Genomic DNA, 13,409 nt, shown 5'->3' with positions numbered 1-13,409 from the left:
GCGGCTTATCCAGCACCAGGCAGCTATGTATTTATTATTCACCTAAAATACAAACTGCTATGAAGAAGACAGTCCGCATGTTTTTTCTTCTGCTGCTCTGCTGTATGTGGAGTAGTTTGCTTACTGCCCAGGATAAACGGGTGGTTACCGGTGTGGTTCGCGACAGCACCGGACAGCCATTAGTGGCTGTGAATTACCAGGTAAAAGGAACCAAACTGAAAGGCATTACAGATGAGTCCGGCTTTTTTAAGGTAACACTGCCGGCAGGCATACCCCAACCCGTGCTGGTTTTTAGCGCGGTAGGTTATCGCGAACGCAGTGTGCAGGTACAGGGAAAAGATATACTGGAAGTTTCGCTGGCCATAGACGCCGGCAATTTAAATGAAGTAGTGGTTACCGGCTTTGGCGAAAAGCGTAGCAAAAGAGGATTGGGCTATGCTGTAACACAGGTAGCAGGTGAAGATATACGCCGCTACAATCCTATTAACCCAATTGCCGGGTTGCAGGGCATGGTGCCCGGCATGCAGGTGCAATCGGGGGTTGCCGGCCCGCAGGCTACTACTCGTTTCTTAATCCGGGGTAGCGCATCGCTCGATCCTTACCGCAACCAGCCCCTGGTGGTAATAGATGATATTGTAATGGATCAGGATGTGGTGATACCCAACCGGGGTGGCGATCAGGACTTTGGTAATATCTTAAAAGACCTGAACCCGGATGATATAGAATCGGTAAGCGTGTTAAAAGGCGGTGCTGTAACCGCCTTATATGGCAGCCGGGCTGCCAATGGCATTATCTATATCAAAACTAAAAAGGGATTTTCGCAAAAGGGTTTAGGCATCAGCTTTTCGGAAAGCGCCCTCTGGGACAAGGCCTATAAAACCATGGACTTACAAAATGAGTTTGGTGGTGGCTCTAACACCAAAGATTTTATAACAGGCGCCGATGGCACGTTGGAAATTAATCCCGCCAACTATTTTTATAATTACGGCCCGCCTATAGCAGGCCAAACCGTAAAAGACATTACCGGTTTAACCCGGAAGAATGTATCTAATGATGTACTAAGCCTGTTTAGACAGGGCTTTACCAATAACGCCAATGTGGCCATATCGGGTGGTAATGAAAAAGGCACATTCCGCTTATCTTATTCCAACCTGTATTCCAATGGCGTTACTCCCAACAATAATTTCAAACGCAATAGCGTTAGCTTCCGCGGCACACAACGCCTGGCCAATAAGGTAATGGTAGATGCGAATGTATCCTATGTAAAAAGTGATGCCTACAACCCCAATAATCAGGGAGAGAATGGCCTGTTGCGCAATACAGCCTGGGCCGCACGCAACTATGATATGGATTATTGGAACACCCACTATATCAATGAACAGGAAGGGGGTTCTTTTAAAGATGATATTATAGGACTTACCCCGGTATTATACATTCTATACGAAGACAAGCTGACACAAGCCGAAAACAACCTCCGGGGCAGCGTGGATATAAAGGCGGCGCTCACTAACTGGCTGGAGTTTCAGGGCAATGCCAGTGTCAACTATCTGGGTCAGAATTATGAAGGACACCTGCGGGGCCGCAATGCAGGGTTTATGAACCCTGAATATCAGTCCTCTATCCGCAATGTAACAGTAGGCCGTTACAGAGGTAATTTCAATGTTACCAAAAGAATCAATGAATTAAACTTTATGTTGCAGGCGGGTGCTGAGCTCAATACCTCCCGCAGCAAATATGCCTACTATAAAACAAATGGCGCTATCCTGCCCGATGTTTACCGGCTGTCTAACACCAAAGACGCAGCCACTATCACAGAAGATCCACCGAACAAAACACAATTAAGCTCTGCATTTTTTCAGGGTAGCATTGCTTTTAAAGATTACCTGACCCTGAACCTGTACGGTAGAAATGACTGGAACTCCACCCTGGTATACAATGATGGGCATGGGCATTTTTCTTATTTCTACCCGGGTGCAGATGTAGCCTGGGTTTTTACAGATGCGTTTAAAGCAGCTTTACCTAAGGCGATAGATTATGGTAAATTAAGGGTATCTTATGTATCGTCCGGCAATGGCACCATGGCCTACAAAGCCAACACAGGTGCTTATAAAGCCAATGCTCCTTATGTAGACAGGAATGGCACCTCTGTAACCAACTACCAGTATAAAGAAAATGAGCTACCTAACCAGAACCTGATTCCGGAAAGAAGCATCAAGTTTGAAACAGGGCTGGAGTTTAAACTATTGCATAACCGGCTGGGCGGTGATTTCACCTTTTATACACAGGATACCAAAAACCAGATCATTTCATTTGATGTGCCCGCTACCTCCGGGGTACCGAGGGCGTTGGTGAATGGCGGCCTGGTACGCAACCGGGGCATTGAACTGCATTTGTTTGGCACACCGGTAAAAACCAGGAACTTTTCGTGGGATGTGGCCTTTAACTATACCCGTAACCGTAACACCGTAGTAACCCTGCCATTAGGCGCACAAAGCGTAAGAATTGGCGGTGGAGACGGTTATGATGTAATAGCGAAGGCGGGAGGCGAATATGGCGCTTTAACGGCCCGGTATGCCTATGCACGTTACCAGGCTAAAGATGCAGGTGGCAACAACATCAGTGACAGCAAAAACGGCAAACGGGTATTGGCTGCTGCCAGTGCCTACACTTCTTACTATGTAAGGGCCTCTAACTATGCTGATGGGCTGGATAAGCAACCAGTGCTGGGTTCTGTGAATCCTGATTTCTTAGGCAACCTGCGTAACACATTTAATTATAAAAATTTCCAGTTCAGCGTAACGCTCGATGCCAAATATGGCGGCATGGTATATTCCTATGCTTCCGATTTTGGTCAGTGGGTAGGCAGCACCAAAAGCACGCTGCCTTACCGTACCAAGGAGAGGGGAGGTTTATCCTATGTCAACTCCGCCGGCGCTCAAATGGAGAACGGAGTAATTATAGATGGCGTGTATCAACGCGGCACCTCTGTAAAAGGGCTGGACGGTCAAACACATGATTTGTCGGGCATGACCATGAAAGAAGCGTATGATAAAGGCTGGGTAAACCCCACATCTTCCAACAGCTACTATAGCAACACACATAGCTGGGGTAACGGCATACGGGAAGAAGCCATCTTCACCTCTTCGTGGGTATCGGTGCAGCAGGCTTTTATCAGTTATGACCTGCCCGCTAAAATTGCCGGCAAGTTCAAATGCAATGGCTTACGGGTAAGTGTTATTGGCAACAACCTGTTTTATCTGTACAACAGCGCTAAAGACCATGTAAACCCGGTTAGCTTTAATGATAGTGGTTCCGGTGCTTCTACAGAAACATCCGGCATACCCTACATACGCAGTTATGGGTTTTCACTGAACGCCAGTTTTTAAACCTTTATTATTCAAAACGTACAAACATTGATATATGTTAACGAAGAAAGTATTTGTATACCTGCTGTCTTTGTTACTGCTGGCAGGATGCAATAAAGAAAAGTTTGCGGAGATGAATACCGATCCGGATGCACTGTTAAGCATTCCACCGGAATATGAATTCACTACGGGACTGTTAGCCATACACAACAGGGATCTGGAGTATTACTACGATTATAACAGGGCTATTTATTACTGGGCACAAAGCTTTGTAAACATGGCGGGCAATGCCTCCACCGTGTACAATGGATCGGGCAACCTGAATAAGCGTACCGGAAATTTTTATGAAAATGTAGGGCCCTACCTGACAGATGTGTTGCACCTGATAGATATTATGCCTGCTGAAAAGAAAGCCAAATATGTATACTTGCGGGCTATTACCAGCATACCCCTTGCTTACTATGCCTGGTATGTAAGCGATGTGCAGGGCAGCATTGCCTTTACCCAGGCTTTTAAAGCACGCTATGAAGGCTTGTTAACACCGCAATACGACACCCAGGAAGATTTATACGACACATTAGACAATTTATTGAAAAGCAGTGTAGCCATACTAAAAACACCCCAGCAGGTTACACAACTGGATTTGGGCGCCAATGACATTTACTTTGGCGGCGATGCTACCAAATGGATAAAAGCCGCCAACAGCCTGCGTTTAAGAATAGCCATGCGCTTACTAAAGCGTGACCCGCAAAAACTAAAAGCAGTGGCTACAGAAGTGTTAGCTGATGCCACCGGTGTAATTGATGCGATAGAAGAAGACTGGAAATTTATCAGCAACACCAGCTTTGCCGGTGGCAACTATAACCCGGCCAGCAATAGTAATGTTACCGGCCTGAAAAGTGTGGTAAATTTTATGTGGCAAAGTAAAGACCCGCGCATAAGGGTGTTTTATAAAGAATCAGGTATTAACACAAAAGACCTGTTTGATTCAGCCAAAGCTGCCGGGCAGTTAAAACCTTCCGAGGTATGGACAGGACAATTGTACCAGGGTCAGTATGGCGATCCGGATGCTAGTCTGGATACCACCAAGAATGTATACACACAACAATTGTCGTTTTCCTATAAAGGCGTTGTAACAAGAGCGTATTTCCCATCCTCGGTACAAAACAAGCTATTCTATGGCCAGTACGAAGGCGATTATGGCCAAACAACTTTTCCGGTGATCACCTATGCCGAAGTGTGCCTGATGCGGGCCGAACTGGCGGCCAGGGGCATTACCGGAGAAAACGCAGAAACCTGGTATTACAAGGGCATTGAAGCTTCTTTGAACACCTACGATGCCATGGCCCAGCTATCTAAACTGCCAAACTATATTCCGTTAACAGCTGCCGAGGTAACTGACTACAAGCAACAACCGGGAGTGGTATATAATGTCGCTAATGCACTGGAACAAATACTGGCACAGCAATACCTTAACTTTTACAAAAACCAGAATGAAGCCTGGGCCTTGATAAAAAGAACCGGGTTCCCGCACACTGCCAACAGTGTGTTTAACCTGGAAACTTTTCATTTTGGAGGTACTGCCAGCCCCATGCCTCGCAGATTTGAAGTAACTTATCCCTCTATTACCGATTTAAACTATACCAACATAGTGCAAGCCATTGAAGCACAGCAGAAAGATGCTTCGTTTGGCACTCCTTCGGATTTAACCGGCAGGGTATGGTGGGATAAAGCAGATTAACACACCAACCGTAGTGGTGTTGCCCGGCAATGCCACTACGGCTTTTATACATACACTTATGAAGTATATTATTGCCATAAGCATTACACTGCTGATAACCGGTAACCGGCCAATTGTTGCACAGGTACCATCTGGCGTGCACGGGATTTCGTTGCCGCTGTTGAGCGGCTCAACCATTAGCCTGGATACCCTGTCAACTCCTTTAAAAGCAGTGGTATTTCTTTCGCCGGAGTGTCCGCTTTGTTGCAACTATACAAAGGTGTTAAACACATTCGATTCATTATATGCACACCAGGTAACCATCATTGGTGTGTTTACCGGCAAAGGTGACAGCGTTGCAGACTACCAGCGCTTTGCCCGGAAATATGAAGTGCGTTTTAAACTGGCAACAGATACAGCAAAGGTGTTGTCTGCAGCCTTACATGCCAGCGTTACACCGGAAGTGTTTTTATGGAATAACCTGGAAACTGTGGTGTACAAAGGTGCCATAGACAACTGGGCGCTTTCGCTGGGTAAACAAAGGGTACGCACTACCCAACACTACCTGCAGAATGCCATTGAAAGCTATTTCGCAGGCAGGGAAATAACGCCTGCCAGTACAAAAGCAGTGGGATGTTATATTCATGAACAATAACGACTACTATAACATGAGAATATATTGGGTAATCATTGTTTGGCTAACAAGTATCAACAGGGTTGTGTCGCAGGAAATTACTTACAACACGGTTGCGCCCATTTTTGCAGCCAAATGTGCCAGCTGTCACAGGCCGGGCGAAGCAGCCCCGTTTTCCCTGCTTACTTATGAAGACATTGCCAAACGAACTTCATTCATCAAAACGGTGATTACAGATAACTATATGCCTCCCTGGAAAGCCGACATCCATTACCAGGATTATGGCAACAACCGCTCATTAACCCCCAAAGAAAAGCAACTGCTATTGCAATGGATAGCAGCTAAAGCCCCCAGGGGCAAACCTGTGCCAGAGAACACGCAACAACTCACCCTGTTACAAAAAACAGCCTACAACCGGCTTCCTGATACCATACTGCAAATTGAAAAGCCTTTGCGAATACCCGGCGACAACACAGAACGCTTTGTAACTTTTAAAATACCCTTTGAAAGAGGGCAGGAGGTAGCTATTGAAGCCATTGAGTTTTATTGCAACAACAAAAAAATCATTCATCATGTAAACTATGGCATTTATGAAGTAGCAGATACTGCCATAAATATTACGGGAGGATCGCCCTACGTAAATGTTATCGATGAAGGTGTGGCCGGTGAAGCAGGATACAAACCATTAAAATCTAACATGATTTATTATACAGGCTGGATACCCGGCGCTTCTGTTGAAAGCTATGCTCCCAACATAGGATGGACTTTGCCCAGACGGGGCGTGCTTTTGATAACAGCACATTATGCAGCTATTGCAGCAGAAGAAACCTCTACAGTAGGCGTAAACCTTTTTTTCCGGAAAACACCGGTACAGCGCACCATCAAAATTATCAGCCTGGGATCGGGTGGTATAGGCGAAAGGGATATTTTCCCTCCTTTCATCATCAGGCCCGACCGGGTAAGCGATTATCACCTGGCTGTAAAAACAACAGAAGAGCAATCACTTATCTATGTATGGCCCCACATGCATTTCATTGGGAAAGAGTTTTTAGCCTATGCCATTACTCCTTCCCGCGACACTATTCCATTGGTACATATTCCACAGTGGGATTTCAGGTGGCAGGAAATGTACCGTTTTAAAAAACCGGTGCATATTCCCAAAGGTGCTGTTATTCACTTACACTGCGTATACGATAACACGGCCGCGAACCCATTTAATCCCAACAGTCCGCCCCGCGCAGTGTACTCCTACGGTGATATGACGGCTACCAATGAAATGATGACATTACTGATGATGTATTTACCTTACCAGGCAGGGGATGAAAAGATGGTATGGAAATAAACTGGTTTCAATCCAGCACCAGTACCAGGTCTTCATTTTTTATCATAGCCAATTCGCTGGCCATGATCATTACCGCATTTTTGCCGGCTAACTGCTGCCCATAAGGGAAGGGAACCGGTTCATCATTGCCGGGGTATTTTACTGCTGTTTGGCGCAATAGAGTGCGGGCCAGCCCAATGCGCAGTTTTTGAGAAGCGGTTAGCAAAACATGCTTGCCACCTATCATGGTTTGCATTCCCTTAGACATGTTCCAGGCAAAATCAATCACTTTGGCCACGTCGGCCACCGCCCATATTTCTGCTTCCCTGGCATCCATCCTGCCAAAGCGAATGTTATTGTAAATAGTATCCTCAAATATAAAGGTGTCGTAAAATATCTCATTTAGTAAACTATTATTCCCGGCGAGGTTCATATACTACTATTTAGTAAAGTAAATTTGTACAAAGATGATACAGGCCGGTCGGATGGTATTTACACGAAAGGGAGCCTGTTTTACACGAAAAGGATTTTTATGGGAATGAAAATTGGCGATCAAAACGGCAACTGGTACGAAATAGGGGAAATAGTAAATGGAAGCGATGTGTATAAAGGCGAATTATTACAGGAGGGTGCGCACGATTATCAATTTTCCTTTGGCCAGATGCAACTGAAAGAGATGCTGTTACCCAATATGTATATTATACGGGCAGATATGCAGTTGGCGCAATCGGGTTTTCAGCTAAAGGCTACCAGCAGCCGGGATATTGTGGAACTGAACTTTACATTAGGAGGTAGTGGTTCTTTTACCAATAACATCAGTGGTTTTCACCATCGTTTCACTGACCGGCAGCATAATATATTATACGCACGCGAATTTGAAGGCACAGCAGAATATGGTACCAATGGCGTGCACGCGCATTTTGAAATTCATTTTAACCGCGACTATTTTGTAAAGCTGTTTGAAAACAGTAATCCGGCACTGGAAAAGTTTGCCGGAAAAGTGGCGGCAGGACAAGATTCCATGGCAGGGATCAAAAGCTTAACCATGACGCCGGAAATGCATGCCTGCATAGACAAGATCACCAACAACCCATATACCGGCATGTTAAGACAAATGTATGTGCAATCGAAATGCTACGACCTGCTTACTTTACAGGCAGAAAGCATCAACGCTGCATTTGGTAAAAGCATGCCTAAAACAGTGCTTAAAAATGCCTATGATAAAGAGTGCATCCAGTATGCACAGGAGTATCTTTTGCAACATGCAGATGCGCCACCCTCTTTAACACAACTGGCCACCATTGCCGGCACCAACACCTTTAAATTAAAGAACGGCTTTAAAGAATTATACAACAACACGGTATTTGGCTACCTGAACGAAGCAAAGCTAAAGCGGTCAAAAGATTTATTGCGCGCTGGCATAGCCATTAAAGAAGTGGCCAGCCAGCTTGGCTATTCTTCTGTACAGCATTTTAGTACCGCGTTTAAAAAACAGTATGGCTTTACACCGGCGCAAGCCCGGTAAATAACTGCTGCTATTCTTTATCGTGCCGTGCCCCCTTAGCCACTTTAAAAAGATGCAGTACATAGGGGAATAAAGCCAGCATTGTTTCTTCTGCACCACGGGTGCTGCCTGGCAGTGTGATAATCAATGTATCTTTTAAAAAGCCGGCAACCCCTCTGCTCAACATAGCATAAGGTGTTCTTTCCTGGCCATATTGACGCGCCGCTTCCATAATGCCGGGTATAGGCCGGCTAAGCAGGGGCGCAATAGCTTCGGGCGTTACATCGCGTGGCGATAACCCCGTGCCCCCGGTAAACAGCAATAACTGGTAACCCGATTCACTTAGCTGCAAAGCCGTTCGCTGTATGATATCAAACTCATCAGGAATAACTCCGTAAAAACCAGCTTGTAAACCATGCTGCTCCAATACAGACAAGATTGCCTTACCGGCAGTATCCTGTTTGGTTTGAGCAGCAATACTATCCGAACAAACGATCACTGCACAGGTTACAGTAGCCGGAGCAGCTGCAAAAGAAGACTTGCCACCTTCTTTTTTACTAGGGGTGATAGAGCTGATGATAATATAATCATCCACAGGCTTTAGCATATCGTACAGAGTTAATGCTGCAATAGCAGCGCCATGCATGGCTTCCACTTCCACACCGGTGCGGTAAACCGTATGTACCTCTACGGTAATATGTATTTGCAAGCCGGTAATGTGAAAGTTTACCGAAGCATACTCTACAGGCAGGGGATGGCAATCAGGTATAACTTCACTGGTTTTTTTGATAGCAAACAAAGCTGCCACCCGTGCAAACTCACAAACATCTCCTTTAGGAATTTGCTTTTCCCGCACCGCAGCAATGGTAGCTTCGCGCGATACTGTAACAATAGCCATAGCAGTAGCTTTGCGTAAACTGTATAGTTTATGGGTGATGTTAACCATGTTTTTTACTTAAATAGTAGTGGGTAATACATGAACATTTACTAATTCCCCCTTTTCGTAACAAGTGGCCTCATCTTCCATCACCAGCAGACAGTTGACTGTTGCAAAGGAAGATAAACGGTACGATTCCTGCGCCTGGCTAACCGTTACCTGCACATCGTCACAAACTGCTTTCATAAAATGGGTAAGCCCTGCTTTCTTATACACCGTATCGGATAATCTTCGTTGCACCTGTTGCACGCGCCTGTGCGGCTGCCCCGTCATAGCTTCAATAGCAGGCAGCACATATTCATAAAAGCAAGTAAGCACAGAAGCAGGATTACCCGGAAGGCCAAAAAGCAACTGGTGTGCTTTCTGACCAAAAAGCAAAGGTTTGCCAGGCTTTTGTTTTATTTTATGAAACACCTGTTGCACGCCGCAAGCCTGCATGGCTGCTGCTACATAATCATAATCACCTGCACTTACACCACCTGTAAGCAATACCATATCACTATATAACAAGGCAGCCTGTATGGCACTGATGGTAGCCGGTACATCGTCCTGCACATATTGCGTAGCCAGTTGTATTACCGGTAAGTTTTGCAGGGCAGCAGTAAGCATAAAGGAATTGCTTTCATATACCTGACCATGACTAATAGAGTTGCCAGGTTGCAAAAGCTCGTTACCAGTGACTATAATGGACACCTTTAACTTACGATGCACCGGAACACAGGCAATGCCCAGGTTAGCCAGAAAACCAATAGCAGCCGCATTCAGATAAGTGCCAGCGTGCAATGCCAGCGCCCCCTTGCCAATTTCACTACCGCGTGGCCTTACATTACTTCCCTGTTGCAATTGTTCATCTGTTATATGCAGCAACTGGCCCGCCAGCTGCGTTTTTTCCTGCATAACCACTGTATCAGCACCTATGGGTAGCGCAGCGCCGGTATAAATGCGTGCCGCCTGCTGAGCAGCCAGCTGTTGCGTATGCCAGCTACCTGCCGGAATATGTGCCGTAACTGATAAAGGTTGCTGTTGCCAATGCTGATAACAAAAAGCATAGCCATCCATAGCTGATTGATGAAAAAACGGGACATCCACAGGCGAGAAAATATCAGCTGCCAATGTCAGGCCGGCTGCTTCAACCAGGGGTAGCGTTACAACGGAACTTCTTCCGGTATAATTGCTGATGAACTGTCTGGCTTCCGATACACTAATCATATCTTATCCATTTTTATTATCCTCCAATAGCTATCATGCTGCGGTTTTGCAGTGTAGCAACGTTCAGTTGCGCAGGCATGGCGGTAAATTGCCCGCCCCGTTCCGCCGCCTTGCCCAGCAGATTTTGTTGTATCAGCGAAGCCACATCCCGGCCTTCCCGCAAAGCAGTGAGCAGGTCTGTTTCACCGGCAGAAAACAGGCAGTTTTTCATTTTGCCATCTGCCGTTAACCGTATGCGGTTGCACGTGCTGCAAAAGGGCTGGCTAATGGTGCTGATAACGCCCACGGTACCCTGATGCCCCGGAAGTGTATAGGTTTGGGCAGTATTTCCGGCACTGTCTACAGCTGGCATCAATATATATTGTTGCTGAATTTGCGCGAGTATCCCCTGGCAGGTATATACCTGTTCGTGACTCCACTGATTATAGGTAAAAGGCATAAACTCAATAAAACGGATGTGTATGGGGGCGCGCTTTGTCCAGGCTACAAAATCATTTATCTCGTGATCATTGATTCCTTTTATAATAACGGCATTGATTTTTACCGGAATATTATATTGCAACAACAGATCTATATTGTTGACTATCAACTGAAAAACATTTCGCCTGGTAATTTGCCGGAAAGTGGCTGCATCAAGACTGTCCAAGCTAATGTTTACTGAACTGATGCTTCCCTTTTGCAGCAGGGGTAATAATGTATGTATACGAGTGCCATTGGTGCTGATATGCAGGGAAACAGGCAGGGTACTCAGTTGTTGTATAATAGAAGTCGCATCCTTCCTGATCAGTGGCTCACCACCGGTTATGCGAATTTTGGTAATCCCCATCTTACAAAACACCTCTGCCAGCTGCATTACCTCTTTTGCCTGCATCAGCTGATGCGGGGGCATAAACGTTTCACTTTCATCAGGTAAACAATACTGGCAGCGAAAATTACACTGATCGGTAAGGGAAATACGCAAATAAGTGTGTAAACGGCCAAAGGAATCCTGCAACATAGGCATCAGATTTTAAAAACAGTGAAGTAAGGCGACCAATAACATATATGTAGATAATAAAAATATCATTACATAAATCACAATTTATATTGGAAAGTTAAATAATTAAATCTAAATTTATGACACAGGTCATTTAAAACTCTATATAATTTCCATTTCGTGCCTGAAATCATTATATAGATTTATTTCTAATAACCAACTGTCCTGTCCCTGTCAGTAGCTGTTGCCGATGGCTTTAGTTATGTGCCCGGCAGGGGACTAATGAGAAAGCAGATGTAGTTTTTGTGGAATCAAAGGACATAAACTTTTGCATATCAATGCATTAGCATAGATACACGTTATTATTATGTCCCGTGATGATTGCTTGCCATGTGTACCATTTATTTCAATCACCTGTAAAATCTGTTGTTATGCCTGGTACTGTTCATCAAAATCCGCTCACTACACTACCCGTGTTTAGTGCCAGAGGAGTACAAATGAGAACTTTTCACATTACGTGGTTAATGTTTTTTGTGTGCTTTTTCGGCTGGTTTGGATTGGCCCCCTTAATGCCTACTATAAGGGCCGATTTGGGATTAAACAAAAACCAGATAGGCAATATTATCATTGCATCTGTATCCAGCACTATTATAGCACGGCTGATCATAGGCCGGTTGTGCGACACCTGGGGGCCACGCAAAACAGCAGTACGGCTGTTACTGGTGGGCGCAGTGCCTGTGTTTCTGGTAGGACTGGCTAAGGACTACCATACCTTTTTACTATTCAGGCTGGCGATAGGCGTAATAGGGGCTTCTTTTGTCATTACCCAGTTTCATACATCTATGATGTTCGCCGCCAATATAAAAGGCACTGCCAATGCGGTAGCAGGCGGCTGGGGTAACCTGGGTGGTGGTGTTACTAATATGGTAATGCCTTTGATTTTTGCCGCTATTGTAGGTATGGGCTACGCACCTGAAAAAGCCTGGCGATACGCCATGATTGTGCCGGGTGTAATGATGCTGATAGTGGCTTTTTTATATGCACGGTACACTAAGGATACGCCTGCCGGCAATTTTGAAGAAACCGGATACAGCAAAGTGAAAAGTAAAACAGACTGGCGGGTGCTGGCCGACTGGCGCATATGGGCCCTGGTAATGGCCTATGCCATGTGTTTTGGTATGGAAATCACTTTTGACAACGTGGCGGCACTGCACTTTACCGACACCTTTCATTTACCACAACAACAAGCAGGTTTCTGGGCCGGTGTATTTGGTTTTATGAACCTGTTTGCACGTGCATTAGGCGGCATTGTTTCAGACAAAGTGGGCTTACGGTTTGGTATGCGTGGAAAAGGCGTGTTACTGGCTATTGTGTTGCTGCTGGAAGGGCTGGGGTTATTGCTGTTTGCGCAGGCCGGCACTTTTATACTGGCCATTACCTCCATGCTGTTTTTTGCCTTGTTTTTAAAAATGGCTAATGGGGCCACCTACGGTATTGTTCCCTTCCTGCACAATAACAACATAGGCTTAATCAGCGGTGTAGTGGGGGCAGGCGGCAATTTAGGCGGTATGCTGTTTGGCTTTCTGTTTAAATCCACCACTATCACTTACATACAGGCATTTAGCTATATAGGTTGTATGGTGATAGCTGTATCGGCAATAGTGCTGATTACACGTTTTAAAGTAAAAGAATCTACGGAAGTGTTTGTGCCTGGCGAAGCAGCGCTGGCCATTTCGGAATAAA

The 13,409-nt window shown here is 45.5% G+C and carries 10 protein-coding genes; 6 read left to right on the top strand and 4 right to left on the bottom strand.

What is annotated here, in order from left to right; translation table 11 throughout:
• Window positions 1-59: 59 nt before the first annotated feature.
• Genes FLA_RS12470 through FLA_RS12455 form a run of 4 tightly spaced genes read left to right on the top strand, consistent with a single transcriptional unit; the run spans window position 60 to window position 7,061 of the window.
• Window positions 60-3,386 carry a SusC/RagA family TonB-linked outer membrane protein gene (locus FLA_RS12470; protein ID WP_197705889.1) on the top strand — a complete coding sequence of 1,109 codons (3,327 nt, stop codon included), beginning with the start codon at window positions 60-62 and terminating at the stop codon, window positions 3,384-3,386.
• Between the two features lie 34 nt (window positions 3,387-3,420).
• Window positions 3,421-5,106, top strand: a complete 1,686-nt coding sequence (locus tag FLA_RS12465; RefSeq protein WP_076380812.1) for a SusD/RagB family nutrient-binding outer membrane lipoprotein — start codon at window positions 3,421-3,423, stop codon at window positions 5,104-5,106.
• A gap of 58 nt (window positions 5,107-5,164) precedes the next feature.
• Window positions 5,165-5,740, top strand: a complete 576-nt coding sequence (locus tag FLA_RS12460) for a redoxin domain-containing protein (RefSeq protein WP_096510964.1) — start codon at window positions 5,165-5,167, stop codon at window positions 5,738-5,740.
• Between the two features lie 13 nt (window positions 5,741-5,753).
• Window positions 5,754-7,061: a monooxygenase gene (locus tag FLA_RS12455; RefSeq protein ID WP_159445149.1), complete on the top strand. Its 1,308-nt coding sequence runs from the start codon at window positions 5,754-5,756 to the stop codon at window positions 7,059-7,061.
• Window positions 7,062-7,068: 7 nt separating this feature from the next.
• Here FLA_RS12455 and FLA_RS12450 read toward each other — a convergent pair whose 3' ends face one another.
• Window positions 7,069-7,473 carry an ABC transporter ATP-binding protein/permease gene (locus FLA_RS12450; RefSeq protein WP_076380807.1) on the bottom strand — a complete coding sequence of 135 codons (405 nt, stop codon included), beginning with the start codon at window positions 7,471-7,473 and terminating at the stop codon, window positions 7,069-7,071.
• 99 nt (window positions 7,474-7,572) lie between these two features.
• Between FLA_RS12450 and FLA_RS12445 the strand changes: the two genes are divergently transcribed.
• Window positions 7,573-8,565 carry a helix-turn-helix transcriptional regulator gene (locus FLA_RS12445; protein WP_076380805.1) on the top strand — a complete coding sequence of 331 codons (993 nt, stop codon included), beginning with the start codon at window positions 7,573-7,575 and terminating at the stop codon, window positions 8,563-8,565.
• A 10-nt stretch (window positions 8,566-8,575) separates the two neighbouring features.
• Here FLA_RS12445 and moaCB read toward each other — a convergent pair whose 3' ends face one another.
• Genes moaCB through moaA form a run of 3 tightly spaced genes read right to left on the bottom strand, consistent with a single transcriptional unit; the run spans window position 8,576 to window position 11,687 of the window.
• On the bottom strand, window positions 8,576-9,490 hold the full coding sequence (moaCB, locus tag FLA_RS12440; RefSeq protein WP_076380804.1) for a bifunctional molybdenum cofactor biosynthesis protein MoaC/MoaB: 915 nt from the start codon (window positions 9,488-9,490) through the stop codon (window positions 8,576-8,578).
• A 9-nt stretch (window positions 9,491-9,499) separates the two neighbouring features.
• Entirely contained in the window at window positions 9,500-10,690 is a 1,191-nt protein-coding gene (locus FLA_RS12435) for a molybdopterin molybdotransferase MoeA (protein WP_076380803.1), read from the bottom strand.
• Window positions 10,691-10,706: 16 nt separating this feature from the next.
• Entirely contained in the window at window positions 10,707-11,687 is a 981-nt protein-coding gene (gene moaA, locus FLA_RS12430; protein ID WP_076381034.1) for a GTP 3',8-cyclase MoaA, read from the bottom strand.
• 410 nt (window positions 11,688-12,097) lie between these two features.
• Between moaA and FLA_RS12425 the strand changes: the two genes are divergently transcribed.
• Window positions 12,098-13,408 (top strand): MFS transporter, encoded by a 1,311-nt coding sequence (locus tag FLA_RS12425; protein WP_076381033.1) that lies wholly within the window; start codon window positions 12,098-12,100, stop codon window positions 13,406-13,408.
• Window position 13,409: the final 1 nt, after the last annotated feature.

Origin of the sequence: Filimonas lacunae (assembly GCF_002355595.1) — a bacterium.
In the GTDB taxonomy this organism is placed as follows: Bacteria; Bacteroidota; Bacteroidia; order Chitinophagales; family Chitinophagaceae; genus Filimonas; species Filimonas lacunae.
This window is presented reverse-complemented; position numbering and strand designations above follow the sequence as displayed.